Annotated in this window: 18 protein-coding genes; 15 read left to right on the top strand and 3 right to left on the bottom strand. The window is 65.2% G+C overall.

Annotated features, from left to right (window positions below):
* Positions 1 to 14: 14 nt before the first annotated feature.
* On the top strand, positions 15 to 197 hold the full coding sequence (locus tag ACLI1P_RS09905) for a hypothetical protein (RefSeq protein WP_411708754.1): 183 nt from the start codon (positions 15 to 17) through the stop codon (positions 195 to 197).
* 11 nt (positions 198 to 208) lie between these two features.
* Positions 209 to 355, top strand: coding sequence for a hypothetical protein (locus ACLI1P_RS09900; protein WP_306507437.1), 147 nt, complete (start codon positions 209 to 211; stop codon positions 353 to 355).
* Here the strand turns inward: ACLI1P_RS09900 and malQ are convergent.
* Positions 336 to 2,429 carry a 4-alpha-glucanotransferase gene (gene malQ / locus ACLI1P_RS09895; protein ID WP_411708753.1) on the bottom strand — a complete coding sequence of 698 codons (2,094 nt, stop codon included), beginning with the start codon at positions 2,427 to 2,429 and terminating at the stop codon, positions 336 to 338. The genes ACLI1P_RS09900 and malQ overlap by 20 nt on opposite strands.
* A gap of 93 nt (positions 2,430 to 2,522) precedes the next feature.
* On the opposite strand from malQ, the gene ACLI1P_RS09890 reads away from it, so the two are divergent.
* Together ACLI1P_RS09890 and ACLI1P_RS09885 are read left to right on the top strand one after the other, a co-directional pair.
* Positions 2,523 to 4,373 carry an AMP-dependent synthetase/ligase gene (locus tag ACLI1P_RS09890; protein WP_411708752.1) on the top strand — a complete coding sequence of 617 codons (1,851 nt, stop codon included), beginning with the start codon at positions 2,523 to 2,525 and terminating at the stop codon, positions 4,371 to 4,373.
* Positions 4,374 to 4,499: 126 nt separating this feature from the next.
* On the top strand, positions 4,500 to 5,177 hold the full coding sequence (locus tag ACLI1P_RS09885) for a hypothetical protein (RefSeq protein ID WP_411708751.1): 678 nt from the start codon (positions 4,500 to 4,502) through the stop codon (positions 5,175 to 5,177).
* Positions 5,178 to 5,321: 144 nt separating this feature from the next.
* Here ACLI1P_RS09885 and ACLI1P_RS09880 read toward each other — a convergent pair whose 3' ends face one another.
* Both ACLI1P_RS09880 and ACLI1P_RS09875 read right to left on the bottom strand, forming a co-directional pair.
* Positions 5,322 to 6,389 carry a CNNM domain-containing protein gene (locus ACLI1P_RS09880; protein ID WP_411708750.1) on the bottom strand — a complete coding sequence of 356 codons (1,068 nt, stop codon included), beginning with the start codon at positions 6,387 to 6,389 and terminating at the stop codon, positions 5,322 to 5,324.
* Positions 6,389 to 7,762: a hemolysin family protein gene (locus ACLI1P_RS09875; RefSeq protein ID WP_411708749.1), complete on the bottom strand. Its 1,374-nt coding sequence runs from the start codon at positions 7,760 to 7,762 to the stop codon at positions 6,389 to 6,391. Before ACLI1P_RS09875 ends, ACLI1P_RS09880 begins: the two co-directional genes overlap by 1 nt.
* A gap of 144 nt (positions 7,763 to 7,906) precedes the next feature.
* Here ACLI1P_RS09875 and hemW point away from each other — a divergent pair, with 144 nt between their 5' ends.
* The 11 genes from hemW (at position 7,907) to ACLI1P_RS09820 (ending at position 18,804) form a co-directional block, all read left to right on the top strand.
* Positions 7,907 to 9,037 (top strand): radical SAM family heme chaperone HemW, encoded by a 1,131-nt coding sequence (hemW, locus tag ACLI1P_RS09870; RefSeq protein WP_411708748.1) that lies wholly within the window; start codon positions 7,907 to 7,909, stop codon positions 9,035 to 9,037.
* A gap of 142 nt (positions 9,038 to 9,179) precedes the next feature.
* Complete coding sequence (locus tag ACLI1P_RS09865) at positions 9,180 to 10,352, top strand: ATP-binding protein (protein WP_296132885.1); 1,173 nt, start codon at positions 9,180 to 9,182, stop codon at positions 10,350 to 10,352.
* 10 nt (positions 10,353 to 10,362) lie between these two features.
* Entirely contained in the window at positions 10,363 to 11,397 is a 1,035-nt protein-coding gene (gene hrcA, locus ACLI1P_RS09860; protein WP_408932688.1) for a heat-inducible transcriptional repressor HrcA, read from the top strand.
* A gap of 60 nt (positions 11,398 to 11,457) precedes the next feature.
* Positions 11,458 to 12,600, top strand: coding sequence for a molecular chaperone DnaJ (gene dnaJ, locus ACLI1P_RS09855; protein ID WP_408932689.1), 1,143 nt, complete (start codon positions 11,458 to 11,460; stop codon positions 12,598 to 12,600).
* The gene (locus ACLI1P_RS09850) at positions 12,600 to 13,340 is read left to right on the top strand and encodes a 16S rRNA (uracil(1498)-N(3))-methyltransferase (protein ID WP_411708747.1); all 741 of its coding nucleotides are present in this window, start codon (positions 12,600 to 12,602) and stop codon (positions 13,338 to 13,340) included. Before dnaJ ends, ACLI1P_RS09850 begins: the two co-directional genes overlap by 1 nt.
* A 10-nt stretch (positions 13,341 to 13,350) precedes the next feature.
* Positions 13,351 to 14,319, top strand: a complete 969-nt coding sequence (locus ACLI1P_RS09845) for a PhoH family protein (RefSeq protein WP_408930855.1) — start codon at positions 13,351 to 13,353, stop codon at positions 14,317 to 14,319.
* Positions 14,316 to 14,891 carry an rRNA maturation RNase YbeY gene (gene ybeY / locus ACLI1P_RS09840; protein WP_408930854.1) on the top strand — a complete coding sequence of 192 codons (576 nt, stop codon included), beginning with the start codon at positions 14,316 to 14,318 and terminating at the stop codon, positions 14,889 to 14,891. The genes ACLI1P_RS09845 and ybeY overlap by 4 nt, the downstream gene beginning before the upstream one ends.
* Positions 14,892 to 14,940: 49 nt before the next feature.
* The gene (gene pdxY, locus ACLI1P_RS09835) at positions 14,941 to 15,789 is read left to right on the top strand and encodes a pyridoxal kinase PdxY (RefSeq protein WP_411708746.1); all 849 of its coding nucleotides are present in this window, start codon (positions 14,941 to 14,943) and stop codon (positions 15,787 to 15,789) included.
* Between the two features lie 536 nt (positions 15,790 to 16,325).
* Positions 16,326 to 17,321: a GTPase Era gene (gene era / locus ACLI1P_RS09830; RefSeq protein ID WP_408931027.1), complete on the top strand. Its 996-nt coding sequence runs from the start codon at positions 16,326 to 16,328 to the stop codon at positions 17,319 to 17,321.
* Positions 17,322 to 18,038 carry a DNA repair protein RecO gene (gene recO, locus ACLI1P_RS09825; RefSeq protein ID WP_411708745.1) on the top strand — a complete coding sequence of 239 codons (717 nt, stop codon included), beginning with the start codon at positions 17,322 to 17,324 and terminating at the stop codon, positions 18,036 to 18,038.
* A gap of 10 nt (positions 18,039 to 18,048) precedes the next feature.
* Entirely contained in the window at positions 18,049 to 18,804 is a 756-nt protein-coding gene (locus tag ACLI1P_RS09820) for an isoprenyl transferase (RefSeq protein WP_296132893.1), read from the top strand.
* Positions 18,805 to 18,808 lie beyond the last annotated feature (4 nt).

Raw genomic sequence — 18,808 nt, 5'->3', positions numbered from 1 at the left:
GCTACCCTGAGGGCATGGAATGGCTCGTGCAAGCACCCATATGGGTACAGATGGCGCTTCTGGCTGTCACGGCACTGCCTGCCGCGACGGTGCTGGGCTGGCTCCTCATGTGGGTCATCGACCGCCTCGCGGCACGCCTCGTGCCCCGGGGCCGCACCGACGCGCCGGACACCAGCCCCGCTCGCACCACAGACTAGGATGAGTGACCATGACTCACAATGATCCCCGTGAAGGGCTCTGGGACCCCGAGCGTCCCCAGCGCAAGCGCGCGCTCCCGAAATCTCGCGTGAGCGCGACCCTCTGGCTGATGATCGCGCTCGTCGTGGTCGTGGCCGTTATCGGCCTGGTCGTGTAGACACCCGTGCCAGGCGCTGGTACAGCTCCTGCTGCGTCAGCTCCTCCAGGAGCACGGGCTCGCCGGCGGTATTGCACAGCGGGATGCACCAGTTGGGGTACTGGTCCTTGGTGGTGCCCGGCTGGTTCTGCGCGCGCACGTCACCGACCATGTCCACCACGTTGGTCACCGTGAAGGCCGACGGGGTACCGGCCACGTACTCGTGGAGAGCTACCAGCACGTCGTTCTCATCCTCGCGGTTGTCCAGCATGCCGTAGGCCTGCAGGTTGTCCTTGACAATCTCCTGCCACTCGCGGTCCTCGGCCAATTCCTCCGCCACCGGGTGGGTGAGCAGCCCCAGGCGGGCGCGCAGCGCGATGTGGTCGCCGCGCAGGAACGCCAGCGTGGGCGGCAGATCATGGGTGCCCACGGCGGACATCGCCATGGTGCGGATCTGGTCCTGCGGGCGCGGGCCCGGGTTATCGTCCGCGTGCTCGAACCAGATGACGGTGGTGCCCAGCACGCCCATATCCCGCAGCGCGGTCTGGACCCACGGCTCCAGCGTGCCCATGTCCTCGCCCACCAGCACGGCGCCGGCACGCTCGGCCTCGAGCAACAGGATTCCCAGCATGGCCTCCCAGTCGTAGCTGACGTAGGTGCCGTTGAGCGGGGAGGTGTGGCGCGGGATCCAGTACAGGCGGAACAGGCCCAGCACGTGGTCGACGCGCAGGCCGCCGGCGTTGCCCAGCATCGTGCGCAGCAGATCGCGCCACGGCTGGTAGCCGGACTCCGCCAGCCGCACCGGGTGCCACGGCGGCTGGGACCAGTCCTGGCCCTGCTGGTTGTAATCGTCCGGCGGCGCTCCCACGGAGCACTGCGGCGCGAGGTATTCAGCGAGGTTGACCGCGTCCGCGCCGCTGGGGTGGATGCCCACGGCCATGTCTGTGATGAGGCCGATGCTCATGCCGGCATCGAGCGCGCGCTGCTGGGCGGAGCTGAGCTGTTCGTCGCAGAGAAACTGTAGCCAGGCGTAGAACTCGGCCAAGTCACTGACGTCGAGGTCCAGGGCGTGGCGGCGCCCGCTGTGGCGCTCCAGCTCGGATTCGGCGCACCACAGGGCAAAGTTGCGCAGGCCTTCGCCCTCGCGACGCTGGAACTCGGAGAACGCGGCGCGGCGCTCCGGGGTCATCTCGTGGCTAAACAGTTCCTGGAGGACCTGCAGCTTGGCCTCAAAGATTGAATCGCGGTCAATCTCTTCTGCGGAGCGGTTGCGCAGTTGGAACTCGGCGGCGAGCTCCGCCACGTCCTCCTGGAACTCGGCGCTGAGCAGCTCCAGCTCCGGAACGTCCTCGATGCGCAGGTAAATCGGGTTGATGAAGCGGCGCGTCGTGGGCAGGTAGGGCGAGTCCTCCACCGGCGGGATGGGCTCGGCCGCGTGCAGCGGGTTAATCAGCAGGAAGTCATACGTATCTGCCAGTGTTTCCGCCAGCTCGGCCAAGTCGCCGAAGTCACCCATGCCCCAGGACTTCTCCGAGCGCACCGAGTACAGCTGCGCCATCGCGCCAGCGGTCGGGCGCTCCAGGTACTTATCCGCAGTGCTCAGGTGGTTCGGCACCACGATGAGCGGGCACTCGTACTCGCCAATGCCGGGGGAGGTCAGCGTGAGCGTGTGGAAGCCCAGTGGCAGGTCACCCGGAACGTGGAAGCTGGCCTCGCCCCACATCACACCGGCAACGTCGGCAGCCGGGGCGTCGTTCGGGTCCTGGTAGGTGGGGCGGGTCTCGCCGTTTTCCAACGTGATGGTCACGGTTGCCGGGTCGCCGTCGTGGACGTGGACGGGGAAGGACTTTTCCGCGCCCTCGCGCGCCACCACGCAGGGCGGCAGCGGGCGGGAGGCGCGGGCGAGGTAGTCCTCAAACAGCGCCTGCGTCAGTTCCTCGTCATCCGGCCGGTCAGAGATGGAAACGCCGAGGGCCCGCAGCGTATAGGTAATGGTTTCCTCACTGACGTAGACGGGCTGGCCGTTCTGGGCGGTGTACTCGCACGCCACCCCGTGGCGTTGGGCGAGTTCTTGAAGCAGATCTCGGGTAGTCACGATGCCCAATTGTGCCACGTCAACCTGCCACGTGTGGGGGTTCCGGTTGGTAGAGTGGGCTGGAATTAATTTTTGTGGGAAAGGACACAAGCTGTGACCCAGAACGACCAGAATGAATCGCACACCCCGGCGCAATTCGACATCGAAGAGGGCGAAACCTGCCTGACCGCCATGCTGGATACGGCGAAGGCGCGCCCGCACGGCGTGATGTTTACCCGCCCCGCCAATTATGAGTGGGTCAACGTCACCGCCAAGGAGTTCGTGGAAGAGGTCTACGCGGTGGCCAAGGGGCTTATCGCCTCGGGCGTGGAGCAGGGTGACCGCATCGCGCTGATCTCAACCACGCGATACGAGTGGTCCCTGCTGGATTACGCCATCTGGGCCGCCGGCGCCATCTCCGTGCCGGTATTCCCGTCCTCCTCCATGTCCCAGGTGCAGTGGATCGTGGAGGACTCCGGTGCGGTGCTCGCCATCACCGAAACCCGCGAGCACTCCGAGCTGGTCCAGCACCTCAAGCTGGGGGAGGACGGCACCCCGCAGCTGCACGGCTCGCCCTCGCAGCTGCGCCGCGTGCTGGAGATCAACTCCTCTGCCATTGACACGCTGAAGTTTGAGGGACGCGAGCTTGACGACGTCACAGTGGACGAACGCATCCAGGCCACCCACACCGACGACGTGGCGTCGTTGGTCTACACCTCCGGTACCACCGGCCGCCCCAAGGGCTGCATGCTCACGCACCGCAACTGGCTGGCCGAAGCCCGCGGCCTGCTCACCAACCCCATCGGCGCCATCGCCGTGCCGGGCGCGCACGTGCTCACCTTCCTGCCGCTGGCGCACGTCTTTAGCCGCGCGGTATCCCTGGCCGTGACCATCGGCGGCGCCTCCCAGAACCACTGGGCAGACTTCAGCACCATTACCGTCGAGTTTGCCCGCTCGCGCCCGAACCTCATCCTCGGCGTTCCGCGCGTCTTTGAGAAGGTGCGCAACGGTGCTTCCGCCAAGGCCCACGGTTCCTCCGCCTTCAAGGGCGCCATCTTTGACCAGGCAGAGAAGGTAGCCATCGAGTACTCCAAGGCCCTGGACACCCCGGAGGGCCCGGACCGCTTCCTCAAGGCCAAGCACAAGGCCTTTGACAAGCTGGTGTACTCCGCCATCCGCCAGGCCATGGGCGGCGAGGTGAAGTACTGCATCTCTGGTGGCTCGGCCATCTCCCAGGAGCTGCTGCACTGGTACCGCGGCATCGGCGTGACAATCTATGAAGGCTACGGCCTCACGGAGACCGCGGCGGCCGCCGCCGTGGACTTTGTGGATCAGTCCATCGGCACCGTCGGCCCGCCGCTGGGCGGCACGACGCTGCGCATCAACGAGGACGGCGAGGTCCTCATCAAGGGTGACATCGTCTTTAGCGGCTACTGGAACAACCCGGAGGCCACCGAGGGCGCGCTGAACGACGGCTGGTACAACACTGGCGACCTGGGAGAGATCGACGCGGACGGCAAGCTGGTCATCACCGGCCGCAAGAAGGACCTCATTGTCACCGCCGGCGGCAAGAACGTCTCGCCCGGCCCGATGGAGGACATCCTGCGCTCCCACCCGCTGATCTCCCAGGCCATGGTCGTCGGCGACGGCAAGCCGTTCGTGGGCGTGCTGCTCACCCTGGATGAGGACGCGCTGAAGCGCTGGAAGGCTGACCACAACATCTCCGCGGCCAAGGGCATCCGCGAGGTTTCTGCGGACCCGGGCCTGCGCGCCGATATTCAGGACGCCATCAACCAGGTCAACGCCACGGTGTCCCACGCAGAGGGCATTAAGAAGTTCGTCATCCTGGACCAGGACCTCACCGAGGAGAGCAACGAGCTGACCCCGACGCTCAAGGTCAAGCGCTACGTCGTGGCCCAGCGCTACGCGGCGGATATTGAGCGCCTGTACGCCGGCAAGAAGTAAGGCTGGGCGGAGTCTGTGAATTTCTTCGGAGTGTCGCGCAGCCGTCCCCGGGGGATCTCTAATAGAGTCAGCGGGGTCAGAAAAACTCTCAACCTCAACTAGAGGTTCTCGCGGAAAGGGCAGCCTATGCACAAGATCGCAGCCGAGCTGCGCCACCGTGAGCTGACCCAAGAAATCTATAACATTGGCGACGAGGTGGTCGATTACATCGAGCACCTCATCGAGGCCATCGAGGACTGGGACGACGAACTCGCCCTCGACTGCCTGGCCGAGCTGGGGGACATTGTCGACGACGCCCGGGTGGATTCCGGGCGGTGCGTTGGCGAGCTCATCGGCCTGCGCCAGGCGCTCGTGTCCGGCCTGAAGTCCGGCACCATCTCCGCTGCCTCCTCCGGCGACAACGACGTGGAGGAGCCCACGCAGCTCACCGCCCGCGCGCTGGCGGAGGGCCTGCCCATCTCCGGCCCGCCCGTAGTGGTCTCCGAGCTCGCAGAGACCCTGCGCGGTCGCACCGCCACGGTGGCGGCGTACCTGCGCGAGCTGGTGGAGTATGTCCTGGCCCAGACCGATGCCGTGGCCCGCAACCTCGACGTGGTCTCCCTGCCCAACCTGTACAAGCGCGCAGGCGAGTCCTCCCTCATCGCGGTGCAGGCCTGGCGCCACACCGTCGTGGAGGCGCACCCGGCCTTCGTGCGCACCATGCGCGGGCACAACCCGCCGCCGTTCTTGGAGGAGCGCGCGCGTATCGACGCCGTCGTTGCCCGTGTGCGCGCCAAGCGGCAGCAGGCCGCCACGACCGCCTAGCAGGCGGTCACCCCATAAGACTTCCTTGTTGCCAACACACAAGGACAAAAGGAAAGCGCCACCGAGATTCCCTCTCTCGGTGGCGCTTTTCGTTATGTCGGGGCCCGCGCTGTCACGCGCTGGCCTCTGGGGGAGGCAGCAGGCTTAGGCTCCCGGGTTCTTCGTTGCCGGGGTGGCCTGGTCCAGCTGCTCCGTAATCTGCGGCCACAGCTGGCCCATGATGTCATCCCAGGTAAGAATCCACACCGTCTTGTCCTTGGTGGGCTTTCCCACCATGACGAGCTGCTCGTTGCGCGCGCGCATCTGGACCAAGGTCTTCTGCACGGTGGAAGAGGAGCCCACGGCGAGTGCCGGGCGGGAGAACTCCAGCACCGGGGTGTCCGGCTCTGCCAGCAGGGTGTCTCGGACGTGGACGATGCGCGGGATGCGGGAATCCCGGGGGTAGACCAGCACGCGCATGATGGACTTGCGCACCACCAAGTCGTGGAGGTCAGCCACCGTGGCGTCGGAGGACAGCGGCAGGATCTCGGAGCCGTGCTCGCGGGCCAGCTGCGCGGCCGTGGAGGCCTCCAGCTCGATGACGCCGGTGATCTGGTCCGCGGAGTCGTCGTCCAGCGTGCCCGCCTCACGGGAGTGCTCCACCAAGTGACGCAGCGTGTCGGCGTCGTAGCCGGCGGCGCCCGCCCGGTCTACCGGCTCCTCGCCGGCCAGCTTCACCAGCTTGTTCGCCATGACGTTGATCCATTTCAGCAGCGGGCGAAAGAGCCAGATGAACCCGCGCGCGGGCACGGCGATGAGCTGCAGGGCCGTCTCCGGGTGAGCGATGGCCCAGGACTTCGGCGCCATCTCACCAATCACCAGGTGCAGGAAGGTGACGACGAACAGGGCAAGGATGAAGGAGATGACATCGGCAATGCCCAGCGGCAGGCCGAGTGCCTCGAGCGGGGCCATGAGCAGGTGATGGACCCACGGCTTGGTCACGGCACCGAGGACGAACGTGGCGGCCGTAATACCCAGCTGGGCGCCGGCCAGCATGATGGTCAGCTCGTTGAGGGAGCGCAGGCCCGCGCGCGAGGAGGCGGAGGACTCCGCGGTCTCCTCCAAGCGGTTGCGGCGAGCGCCCATGAGGGAGAACTCGATGACCACGAAAAATCCGGAGGCCGCGATGATGAGCAGGGTGACGATGAGGTTGAACCACCAGGTATCAGTCATTAGTCATCCTCTCCTTCCGGGAATTCCTCCACCAGCTCAAGGGCTAAGACGGAGGGCACGTGGCGGTCGATTTCCTCGACGCGCACGTTGAGCGTGCGGGTGGGGGCCTCATCGCCCTCGACCCAGTCATCCGGCTCGGCCTCGAGCTCGATGGCGAGCTCTTCGCCCTCCTCCGGCAGCGTGCCGGCGTGGGCGATGAGCAGGCCGGCGACGGTTTCGAAATCGCCCTCCGGCAGGTCGTGGCCGATGGCGCGCTCGACCTCGTCGATAGGCGTGTCGCCGTCGACAAGCCAGTGCGTGGCGTCCTGCTCGGTGATTTCCTCGGTTTCCTCGATGTCGTGCTCATCGGTGACATCGCCCAGAATCTCCTCGGCCAAGTCCTCCATGGTCACGATGCCCACGAAACCGCCGTACTCGTCGATGACGCAGGCGAGCTTCTCGTCGGCGTCGCGAAGCTCAGTGACAACGTCGGGAAGCGGCATGAGCTCCGGCACCACCACGGGTTCCTGCATGATCTCCCGGGCCGCGGTCGCTGGCGGGAGGTCGGTGCCCAGCACGTCGTACAGGTGCACCACGCCGATGGGATTGTGCTCATCATCGATGATGGGGTAGCGAGTGTGGTTCTCCGACATCATCTCCCGGACCTCACCGATGGTGGTCTCCGGCTCGATGACGTCCACGCGCGAGCGCGGGATCATGGCGTGCTCGACGTCGTGCTCCGGGAAGTCCAGGAGGCGGTCCAGCACCAGGTAGGTGTCCTCGTCCAAATCGCCGGCCTCGTGGGAGGCGTCCACGATGGACTCCAAGTCATCGGTGGTGGCGGAAGAATCGACGTCCTCCACCGGCTCGATGCCAAAGACCTTGAGGATAGCGTTGGAGGAGTACTCGAAGAAGTGGATGAGCCAGCCGAAGAGGCGCAGGTACCACATCGTCGACGCCGACAGCCACAGCGCGGTCTTCATCGGGGCGGCGATGGTGTAGTTCTTGGGGAAGAGCTCCGCAAAGAGCATGGTGGCCACGGTGGAAATCGCCAGCGCGGCCACCGTGCCGACGGCCACCGACACGCCCGTGGGCACACCGGCATCGCCCAAGAGGATGCCCAGGCCCTGGCCCACGAGGGGCTCGGCCACATAACCGATGAGCAGGCCGGTAATCGTAATGCCCAGCTGCGCGCCGGAGAGCATGAAGGAGGTCTTCTGCGTTATCTTCAGGGCCCGTTGAGCAGGCTTGTCGCCGTTCGCGGCACGTTGCCGCAGCTGCGTGCGGTCCACCGACATGAAGGAGAATTCCTGGGCCACGAAGTAGGCGTTGGCCACGATGATGAGGCCGATGACGATAAAGCCCGCCAGAATCATGAGGATTGCGTTCACCATGGCTTACCCCACCGCCTTAGCAAGGAGGTGGGGACATCGACTCGGAGGTTCCACGTAGGGAGGCCTTTCTCTATAAAACTCGGGGGTAAAAAGTCTGCTCTTTAGACTACCGCTTTAACGCGTTAGTCAGTTATTTTGTTCCCCATGACGCCATTCGGTCTTTACATTCACGTCCCCTTTTGCGCCTCACGGTGCGGGTACTGCGACTTCAACACGTACACGCCGGGTGAGCTGGGAGGGGACCTGACCAGCGCCTACCTGGACGCGCTGGACAGGGAACTGGAGATGGCGGCCGTCCAGGTGGGGCGCGCGGCCGAGACCGTATTTATTGGCGGCGGCACGCCCAGCCTGCTGGGCGCGGACGGCCTGGGCCGCGTCTTGTCCACAGTGCGCTCGACCTTCGGCCTGGCCCCGGGGGCGGAGGTCACCACGGAGTCCAACCCGGAGTCTACCTCGCCGGAGTACTTCGCCGGGCTTCTCGACGCCGGATTTAACCGCGTCTCCCTGGGCATGCAATCCGCCTCCGCCCACGTGCTCCAGGTGCTCGAGCGCGCCCACACCCCGGGCCGCGCCTTCGACGCCGCGCGCGAGGCCATCGCCGCGGGCTTCGAGCATGTCAACCTGGACATGATTTATGGCACGCCCACAGAAAAAGATTCCGACGTGGCCTTGACCCTCGAGCGCGCCGTGGAGACCGGAGTGGACCACATCAGCGCCTATTCGCTCATCGTGGAAGACGGCACGCGCATGGCGCGCAAGGTGTCCAAGGGCCTGCTGCCAGCCCCGGACGAGGACGTGTTGGCCAGGCGCTATGAGGCGATCTCCTCCACCTTAGAGGCCGCCGGCTTCGAGTGGTACGAGGTGTCCAACTGGGCCAAGCCCGGCGGCGAATGCGAGCACAACCGCATCTACTGGGTCGACGGCAACTGGTGGGGTGCGGGCCCAGGGGCGCACTCGCACCTGGGCAACGAGCGCTTCTTCAACGTGAAGAACCCGCGGACCTACATCAAAGCCGTGGGGGAGGGTCAGCTCCCCATCAAAGAGCGCGAGGAGCTCACGGAGGCTGACCGCCACACCGAGCGCATCATGCTGGGCCTGCGCCTGCGCGAGGGCATCCCCGCCTCCTGGCTTGCCCCGGCGGCCGAGCCCGTCGCCCAGCACTTCATCGAGCGCGGACTGCTCGAGCGCGCCGGTGACCGTCTCCGCGTGAGCAAGGCCGGGCGCCTGCTGGCCGACGGCATCATTACCGACCTCCTCGTGGCCGAGGAGGCATAGCGACTTAGAATTAGCCCCGCCGGGAATCCATTAGTTTTTCTTCTGCTGTCGGGAAGCCTGATAGCGAGGTTAGTCGATGTTAGTTTCCTTCTCCACGTCGCGAAACCTGTTAGTCAGTCTCGATATTGCTAGTATTGGCGACATGGATGACGCCTTAAACCCCTACACTCCCGGCTCTGGCATCGCACCGACAGTTCTTACTGGGCGGGAGAGAGACCTTCATGCTTTTGACAATCTTGTCAAGCGCGTCCAGAACGGACTACTTGGCCGTCCGATGCTGCTCGTTGGCTTGCGTGGAGTGGGTAAGACGGTGCTGCTCAACCAGTTAAAAAGGAGGGCTGACCAGGCGGAGTGGTTGACAATCAAGTTTGAGGCTTCGCAAGGGGCACGTGGACGCGAAGGCGCCCGCCGAGCTCTTGCTCAGGGTTTAGCAAAAGCCTCTTTGCGCTACCGGACAAAAGCCCAGGTTTCTGAGGGCTTCCGCCATATTGCTGCGGCTGTCAAATCCTTTTCACTTTCGGTCGGACACAACATTATTGACCTTGGAGTTGAAATAGGAGACATTCCGCCGGCAACGGGAAACCTTGAGCTTGATCTGCACGACGTGGTTGAGGCCGTCACCACCACGCTCCTCAAGGAGGGCAAAGCCTTAGGAATCTTCATCGACGAAATGCAAGACCTTGATGAGGAGTTGCTCGAAGCGCTCATTTCTGCGCAGCATGAATCCGGGCAACTGGGGTTGCCTTTCTACGTCATCGGCGCTGGACTTCCAAGCTTGCCCGGTATTTTGGCAGAGTCTCGCTCTTACGCAGAGCGAATGTTCGAGGTGCACCACATCGGCAGACTTGACATGTATGCCGCGATTGCTGCCTTCCGCGAACCTGCGCGGAAGCAGGATGTGGAATTCGACGATGAAGCGGTGGAGTATCTAGCCGATGTGTCAGGGCAGTATCCGTACTTCATTCAGGAGTTTGGTTCGCAAATGTGGCGCACTGCGCGTACCTCACCTATGGATTATGATGCTGCTCGTCGCGCCGCGCGGCTTGGGATTGAGCAGTTGGACCGCGGATTTTTTCAAGCCCGGTGGGACCGCGCTACTCCAGCTGAGCGGGACTACTTGACCGCGATGGCAAAGGTTGGTGGCGAGGAAATCTTGAGCAAAGATATCGCGGATACCCTAGGTAAAGACACGAAGAAGTTAGGTCCAGTACGGGCCAAGCTCATCAGTAAAGGGTTGATTTATGCCCCAGAGCACGGAAGGGTGAGCTACACCGTGCCGAATTTTGATGACTTCATCGCCCGCCAGAACGGATAGCCTTAGAGACATGTCCAGCTCTACCGATGCTCGCCGCCAAGAGGTCCTGCGCGCCATCGTCGCGGACTACATCGCCTCCCAATCACCCGTCGGCTCGAAGGCCCTGCTCGAGCGCTACCAGCTGGGTGTGTCCTCGGCGACGATCCGCAACGACATGGCCGTGCTTGAGGCCGAGGGCCTCATTGCCCAGGAACACGCCAGCTCCGGGCGCGTGCCCACGCAGAAGGGCTACCGCCAGTTCGTCGACACGCTGCATGACGTCAAGCCGCTCTCGGCAGCAGAGCGCCGCGCCATGCTCACCTTCCTCGAAGGCGGGGTGGACCTAGAAGACGTGCTGCGGCGCTCCGTGCAGCTGCTGGCCCAGGTGACCAAGCAGGCCGCGGTTGTGCAAATGCCGAACCTCAAGGTCTCTCGCGTCAAGCATTGCGAGGTCGTGGCGCTGTCCCCGGTACGCCTGCTGCTGGTGCTGATTACGGATAATGGGCGCGTCGATCAGCGCAATGTGGAGCTGGCGGACATCATCGACCCGGAGCAGACGCTGCGCCTGCGCGATATTCTCAACACCACCCTGGAGGGCAAGACGCTCACGGATGCCTCGGTGGAGCTGGCCGCGCTGGTCAACGACGCCCCGGCCGACATCCGCCCCCACGTCCTCAAAGCCGCCACCACACTCATCGAGACCCTGGTGGAGCAGCCCTCCGATCGCTTGATTATGGCCGGCACCTCGAACCTCACGCGCGTGGCGCTGCCGGACGGCCTGCCCTCTATCATCGAGGCCCTCGAGGAGCAGGTCGTGGTGCTCAAGCTGCTGGCGCGCGTGCCGGATTTGGGCAACGTGTCGGTGTCCATCGGCGACGAGAACGAGGCCGACGAGCTGCGCCAGACCTCCGTGGTGGCCACGCGCTATGGCTTCGGCACCGGTTCCCAGGCGGCGGCCCTCGGCGGCCTCGGCGTGGTGGGGCCGACGTATATGGACTATTCGGGAACAATCTCCAAGGTGTCCGCCGTTGCACGCTATGTGAGTGAAATCTTGGCGGGCGAGTAAGCTTGCCTGCCGGACTTATTTAGTAAAGCAGCAACGAGAATTAGAAAAGGATGACAGTACGTGGCTCGTGACTACTACGGCATTCTTGGTGTAGAAAAGTCGGCCTCTGATGCCGAGATCAAGAAGGCCTACCGCAAGCTGGCGCGCAAGTACCACCCGGACGTGAACCCGGGCGATGACGAGGCCGCGGAGAAGTTCCGCGAGGCCTCCCTGGCCCAGGAGGTTCTCCTGGATCCGCAGAAACGCCAGATCGTGGACATGGGCGGCGATCCGATGGAGGAGCGCGGCGCGGCCGGCGGCGGCTACGGCGGCTTTAGCGGCGGCGGTCTGGGCGATCTCTTCGCTGAGTTCTTCGGCGGCGGCGGAGCTACCCGCGGCCCGCGCTCCCGCGTGCAGCCGGGCGAGGATGCACTCCTGCGCACCACCATTAGCCTCGAGGAGGCCTACAGCGGCGTCAAGCAGCAGGTCAAGGTGGATACCGCCGTGCTGTGTGACCGCTGCGAGGGCACCGGTTCCGAGTCCAAGGCCAAGCCGGTGACCTGTGATCACTGTAATGGCATGGGCCAGGTCCAGGAAGTCCAGCGCAGCCTGCTGGGCAACATGATGACCACCCGCAATTGCCCGAAGTGCCAGGGCTTCGGTGAGATTGTCACCGATCCGTGCGGGCACTGCGGCGGCGACGGCCGCGTGCGCAAGCGCCGCGACCTGACGGTGACCATCCCGGCCGGCATTGGCGACGGCATGCGCATCCGCATGGCCTCCCAGGGCGAGGTCGGCCACGGCGGCGGCCCCGCGGGTGACCTCTACGTAGAGGTGCACACCGAGCCGCACCCGGTATTTGAGCGCAACGCCGACGACCTGCACATGACGGTGCGCGTGCCCATGGTGGACGCGGCCTTGGGTACCTCCTGCACCGTGGAGCAGCTGGACGGCGAGGAGCTGAACATCGACATTAAACCGGGCACCCAGCCGGGCGAGTCCATCACCCTCGACGGCAAGGGCATGCCGCGCCTGCGCACCGATGGCTTTGGCAAGCTCTACGCGCACGTGGACGTCGTGGTGCCCACCGAGCTGGATAAGAAGACCCGCGAGGCGCTGGAGAAAATCCGCACGGCGGGCCACAGCGGCGCCGAGGTGCACCGCGCTGGCGACGAGCAGGGCGAGTCCATCTTCACCCGCCTGCGCGATAGGCTGCGCCGCTAATGTCGCTGCCCGTCTTCGTCCACCCGGATCTCAGCCACGCCGCGGCCGGCGAGCCCGTGGGGCTGGATGGCGCGGAGGGCCGCCACGCCGTGACGGTCAAGCGCATGACACCGGGGGAGAGCCTGGTGCTTATCGACGGCTCCGGGCGCCGCGTCACCGCCACCATCAATAGCGTGCAGGGCAAGGACACGCTCGCCGCGCTGGTCGACGCCATCGAGGACACCCCCGAGCCAGCCCCACGCGTGGTCGTGGTGCAGGCCATCCCGAAGTCGGAGCGCGCCGAGCTCGCCATCGATCTGGCCACGCAGGCCGGCGCGGACGAGTTCATTGCCTGGCAGGCGGACCGCTGCGTGTCCAAGTGGGATGCGAAGAAGGCGCCGAAGGCGCTGGCGAAGTGGGAGGCCGCGGCCCTGGCCGCCGCCAAGCAGTCCCGTCGCTCCCGCATCCCGGCCGTGCGGGGGCCGCTGAGCACCCGCCAGCTGTGCGAGGAGATCGCGGGCACGGGCGCGCTGGTTCTCCACGAGGACGCCACCGTCCGGCTCAAGGACCTCGACGACCTCGATGCCCCGGGGGCCATCTACCTGCTGGTGGGGCCCGAGGGTGGCATCGGCGGGGAGGAGCTAGCTCGCTTACAGGAGGCTGGCGCCACGGCGATCAAGCTGGGGCCGGAGGTGTTAAGGACGGCGTCGGCAAGCATGGTGGCGCTGGCCAGCATCGGCACGCTGACCGCGCGCTGGTAGCCTTTTGGGCGTGCCTATTATCACCACCAAGTTCGACCTGGATTCCGCCTACCTGGCCACCGTGCTAGGCCCGGCGGACGATAACCTGCGCGTGCTGGGCAAGCTTGTCGACGTCGACCTGTTCGCACGCGGCACCACCGTCACCGTTAGCGGCCCCGACTTCGAGGTGGCCCGCGCGAAGAAGGTGCTGGAGGAGCTCGAGGCCATCGCGCGCCGCGGGCACCCCGTGAGCAAGGACACCGTCAAGCACACGCTCGACCTCGTCGCGGTCGAGGCGCCGGAGTCCGTCTCCCAGGCGCTGGCGGCGGATATCGTCTCCCGCCGCGGCAAGTCCGTGCGCCCGAAGACCGTGGGGCAGTCGCGCTACGTACAGGCCATCGATGACAACACCATCGTCTTTGGAATCGGCCCCGCCGGTACCGGCAAGACCTACCTGGCCGTGGCCAAGGCCGTCCAGGCCCTGCGCGCCAAGCAGGTCAGCCGCATTATCCTCACCCGCCCGGCGGTGGAGGCGGGGGAGAAGCTGGGCTTCTTGCCCGGCACCCTCAACGACAAGATCGACCCCTACCTGCGCCCGCTCTACGACGCCCTGCGGGACATGCTGGACCCGGAGATGATCCCGAAGCTCATGGAGGCCGGCATCATCGAGGTCGCGCCCTTGGCCTACATGCGCGGGCGCACGCTTAACGACGCCTTCGTCATCCTCGACGAGGCCCAGAACACCACGCCAGCCCAGATGAAGATGTTCCTCACCCGCTTGGGCTTTGGCTCCACCATCGTGGTCACCGGTGATATCTCTCAGGTGGACCTTCCCGGCGGCCAGGTCTCCGGCCTGCGTCTGGTGCGCCGCATCTTGCAGGGCGTGCCGGATATCCACTTCGCGGAGCTGGGCTCCGCCGATGTGGTGCGCCACCAGCTGGTGGGGCGCATCGTCGACGCCTACGATACGTTTGCTGAGCAGCAGGAGGAGAAGAAGTGAGCATCGAATTTATCAACGAGTCCGGCTTCGAGGGGGTCAACGAGGAGATGCTCATTGACGTCGCCTCCTATGCCCTAGGCCGCTTGGACGTCAACCCGGACGCCGAATGCACCCTCACGGCCGTGGACCTGCAGACCATCGCGGACCTGCACGTGCGCTGGATGGATCTGGAAGGCCCCACTGACGTCATGAGTTTCCCCATGGATGAGCTCACCCCGGGTGCTACCGGAGGACGCCCGGATGCCGCCGAGGCGGGCCCGGCCATGCTGGGTGATATTGTGCTGTGCCCTGAGTTTGCCCAGCGCCAGGCCACCGCCGCCGGCCACTCCCTGGGCCACGAGCTGGCCCTGCTCACCGTCCACGGCTGCCTGCACCTTTTGGGCTACGACCACACCACGGCCGCGGAGGAAAAGGAAATGTTCGGCCTACAGAACGAGCTGCTGGCGGACTGGTACGAGGACCTGGACTCCCGCGGTGTGAGCTACCAGCCCAAGCCTTCTGGCCCGAAGGCCTTCCCGGATGCCGCCGAGCGCGCCCGGCTGGATGAGGAAGTGCCCGGCGGCGGCATCTAAACCCTTCCAACGTTGAGGTGTCCTGCTGCGCGTAGCACAATGGAGGGCTATGAACATCCTCTCCATTCAGTCCCACGTTGCCTACGGTCACGTTGGCAACTCCGCTGCCGTCTTCCCGCTCCAGCGCGCCGGCCACGAGGTGTGGCCCATTCACACGGTGAACTTTTCCAACCACACCGGCTACGGCGACTGGGGCGGACCGATGATTCCGGCCGATGACGTCACGGCCATCGTGGACGGCATGGAAAAGCGCGGCGCCTTCCCCCAAATCGACGCCATCCTGTCCGGCTACCAGGGCGGCCCGGATATCGCCGGCGCCATCGTAGGTGCGGTGACCCGCATCAAAACCGTCAACCCCAAGGCCCTCTACGCCTGCGACCCGGTCATGGGCAACGCCAAGTCCGGCTGCTTCGTCTCCGACGAGATCCCGCCGCTGCTGCGGGACAAGGTGGTCCCGGTGGCAGACATCATCACCCCGAACCAGTTCGAGCTGGGCTACCTCACCGACTCCGAGGTCGGCACCCTGGACCAGACCCTAGCCGCGGTGAAGAAGGCCCAGGAGATCGGCCCGAAGACCGTGCTGGTCACCTCGGTCCAGCGCCCGGACACCGACGAGGACGAGATTGAGATGCTCGCCGTCGACGGCGAGCGCGCCTACCTGGTTGCCACCCCGAAGCTGCCGGTCAAGCGCAACGGCTCCGGCGACGTCACCGCGGCGCTCTTTACCGGCCACTACACCGAGACCAACGACGCCAAGGAGGCTCTCAAGCGCACCGCCTCCTCCGTCTACGACCTGCTGCACAACACCTACGAGGCCGACACCCAGGAGCTGCAGCTGGTGCAGTCCCAGGATGTCTTTGCCAACCCGCGCTTGCAGTTCCGCGTCGAGGAGCTCTAGGCTTCAAACCTCTTTCGCTGTCCGCGCGCTTTTGCGGTCTAGGGCGTTTGCCTTGGCCCTGCAAAAATCGCTCGGCAAACGGCATCCCGCAGAAGGCACCTGTCAAAAGGCGTTCTTACGCCTGAAAACGCCTTTTGCTGCGCCTAGATGGCGTTTTTACAACCAAAGACGCTTTCTAGCAGATGCCTTTTGGAAGACACCATGTGGAAGATGCCTCATGGAGAACACGCTGTCTGAAAGACACCATTTCGCGGATATTTTCTCGCCGCCCACCTTCATCCCTCACGGCTCCACTGTTTCGCGGCCCCGGCAGTGGCGTTGTGTCCAGCCATGAGGTTCTACCTACAAGGTTCTACCCAGATGGTTCTGCTCACATGGTTCGGTCCAGAAGGTTCTCCTGGGGGCAAACGAACCTTCTGGAGGTCGCGAGACGGTTCGTTTGGGGGCAAAGAACCTTTATGACTAGAACCGTCTGACTCGCACCATATGCGCAGAGCTAAGGAACCATCAGTGCGTGCGTTATGATGAAAAGCAATATGAGCACCGATTTCGACGCCGCCTTCGCGGATCTGCCCGCCGAGGGCGAGGCTGACGCCGCAGACTATTCGCAGTACACCAACACGCCCGAGGGCTTCCGCTCCGGCTTCGTGTCCTTCGTGGGCCGCCCCAATACCGGCAAGTCCACCCTCACCAACGCGCTGGTGGGGGAGAAGATCGCCATCACCGCGAACCAGCCGGAGACCACCCGCCACCCCATCCGCGGACTGGTCCACCGGGAGGACGCGCAGATCGTCGTGGTCGATACCCCGGGTCTGCACCGCCCCCGCACCCTGCTGGGTGAGCGCCTCAACGAGGTGGTCAAGGACACTTACGCCGACGTGGACGTCATCGGCCTGACCATTCCCGCCGATGAAAAGATCGGCCCGGGTGACCGCTGGATTCTGGAGAATGTGCGCAAGGTCGCTCCGAAGACGCCCATCATTGGCATCGTGACCAAGCTGGACAAGGCATCCAAGGACCAGGTCGGCGCGCAGCTGCTGGCGTTGCACGAGCTGCTGAGTGAAAACAACCCGGAGGCCGTGGTCATCCCGGTCTCCGCTACCGAGCGCGTGCAGCTGGAGGAACTCAACCAGGTCATCGTGGACCACCTGCCGGAGGGCCCGAAGTTCTACCCGGATGACCACGTCACGGACGAAGCCCAGGCGGAGCGCATCGCGGAGCTTATCCGCGAAGCCGCCCTGTCCGGTCTGAAGAACGAGCTGCCGCACTCCGTGGCCGTCGAGGTGGATGAGATGCTGCCCAGCCAGGAGCGCCCCGGCGTGCTCGACGTCCATGCGGTGCTCTACCTGGAGCGCCCCGGCCAGAAGCGCATCATCGAGGGCAAGGACGGCCGCCGTTTCCGCCGCATCGTGGGTACCGCCCGCAAGGAAATCATCCAGTTGCTGGGCCAGAATGTCTACCTGGACCTGCGCATCAAGGTGCTGAAGAACTGGCAGTCCGACCCGAAGATGTTGGGCCGCCTGGGCTTCTAGATGCGGGAGAATTTCCGGGACCGCGCCCTGGTCATCCGCACCTACGATTTCGGGGAGGCGGACCGCATCATCGTGCTGCTCACCCGCTACCACGGCCTGGTGCGCGGGGTGGCCAAGGGCGTGCGGCGGGCGAAGTCGCGCTTCGGCTCGCGGCTGCAGCTCTTTGTCAACCTCGACGTCCAGCTTTACCCGGGCCGCAACCTGTACACCATCTCCCAAGCAGACACGGTGGACTACTTCGGGGCGCGGATCATCGAGGACTACGACCGCTACACCGCCGCCTGTGCGGCCCTGGAATCCGCGGAGCGCCTCGCTGTGGCCGATCCGGGCGGGGACCCGTACCTCTACGAGGCGTGCGTCGACGTCCTCACCCAACTTCAGCAGGGCGATCCCATGCAGGTGCTCGACGCCTTCCTGCTCCGCGCCATGGCCCACGCTGGCTGGGCGCCCAGCCTGTTCGATTGCGCGCAGTGCCAGCGGCCCGGCCCGCACCACGCCTTCCACCCGGCGGTGGGCGGGGCCGCGTGCCACGAGTGCCGCCCGCCGGGAGCTGCGGAGGTGGACCCGGAAACCCTCCATCACATGTGGCTTCTGGCCCACGGTCATCCCACCCAGCCCACGCATGCCCAGGCGCAGGAGGCGCATCGGCTCATCCGCGCGCACCTGCAGTGGCATCTTGAGCGAAGCGTTGGCGCGCTGGGGATCATGGAACAGTAGACTGTAGGGCGTGATTACGCCAGACCCGAACCGAGTTCTTCATCCGCCCGCTATCCCGCAGGAGTTCCTGCCGCGCCATATTGCGCTGGTCATGGACGGAAACGGCCGGTGGGCGGAGGAGCGCGGCATGAAGCGCACGGAGGGCCACCGGAGGGGAGAAGCGGTGCTTCTCGACGTCGTGGAGGCCTGCCTCGCCCTCGGCGTGCCCTACCTGTCGGCCTACGCCTTTTCCACGGAGAATTGGCGCCGCAGCAAGGAGGAGGTGCGCTTCCTCATGGGCTTTAACCGCGACGTGCTGCGCCGCCAGCGCCACTGGCTCAACGAGAGGGGAGTGCGCGTGGTGTGGGCGGGCCGCCGCCCGCGCCTGTGGCGCTCCGTCATCAAGGAGCTGGAGGCCGCCGAGGAGCTCACCAAGGACAACACGAAGATGACCCTGGTGATGTGCGTGAACTACGGCGGCCGGGCCGAGCTTGTCGACGGTATCCGGGAGCTCGCCCAGCAGGCCGCCCGCGGCGAGCTGGACCCGCGCTCCATCAACGAAAAGACGGTCGGCTCAGTGATGTATGACCCCGATATGCCGGACGTGGACCTGTTCCTGCGGCCCTCGGGCGAGAAGCGCACGTCCAACTTCCTGCTGTGGCAGTCAGCGTACGCGGAGATGATCTACCAGGACAAGCTCTTCCCGGACTTCACCCCGGAGGATCTGTTTGCCGCGGTGGAAGAATACGCGCGGCGCGACCGCCGCTTCGGTGGCGTCAAGAAGTAGGGGA

Source organism: Corynebacterium tardum (assembly GCF_046717785.1).
Taxonomy (GTDB): Bacteria; Actinomycetota; Actinomycetes; order Mycobacteriales; family Mycobacteriaceae; genus Corynebacterium.
Note: the sequence above shows the minus strand (reverse complement) of the source record. Positions and strands in the feature narration are given on the sequence as shown.

Bases quoted from the DNA above. Each gene is read 5' to 3' on its own strand.
- ACLI1P_RS09905 (WP_411708754.1), top strand. From the start codon at position 15: ATGGAATGGCTCGTGCAAGCACCCATATGGGTACAGATGGCGCTTCTG.
- ACLI1P_RS09900 (WP_306507437.1), top strand. From the start codon at position 209: ATGACTCACAATGATCCCCGTGAAGGGCTCTGGGACCCCGAGCGTCCC.
- ACLI1P_RS09885 (WP_411708751.1), top strand. From the start codon at position 4,500: ATGCACAAGATCGCAGCCGAGCTGCGCCACCGTGAGCTGACCCAAGAA.
- ACLI1P_RS09880 (WP_411708750.1), bottom strand. From the start codon at position 6,389: ATGACTGATACCTGGTGGTTCAACCTCATCGTCACCCTGCTCATCATC.
- ACLI1P_RS09875 (WP_411708749.1), bottom strand. From the start codon at position 7,762: ATGGTGAACGCAATCCTCATGATTCTGGCGGGCTTTATCGTCATCGGC.
- hemW (WP_411708748.1), top strand. From the start codon at position 7,907: ATGACGCCATTCGGTCTTTACATTCACGTCCCCTTTTGCGCCTCACGG.
- ACLI1P_RS09865 (WP_296132885.1), top strand. From the start codon at position 9,180: ATGGATGACGCCTTAAACCCCTACACTCCCGGCTCTGGCATCGCACCG.
- hrcA (WP_408932688.1), top strand. From the start codon at position 10,363: ATGTCCAGCTCTACCGATGCTCGCCGCCAAGAGGTCCTGCGCGCCATC.
- ACLI1P_RS09850 (WP_411708747.1), top strand. From the start codon at position 12,600: ATGTCGCTGCCCGTCTTCGTCCACCCGGATCTCAGCCACGCCGCGGCC.
- pdxY (WP_411708746.1), top strand. From the start codon at position 14,941: ATGAACATCCTCTCCATTCAGTCCCACGTTGCCTACGGTCACGTTGGC.
- era (WP_408931027.1), top strand. From the start codon at position 16,326: ATGAGCACCGATTTCGACGCCGCCTTCGCGGATCTGCCCGCCGAGGGC.
- recO (WP_411708745.1), top strand. From the start codon at position 17,322: ATGCGGGAGAATTTCCGGGACCGCGCCCTGGTCATCCGCACCTACGAT.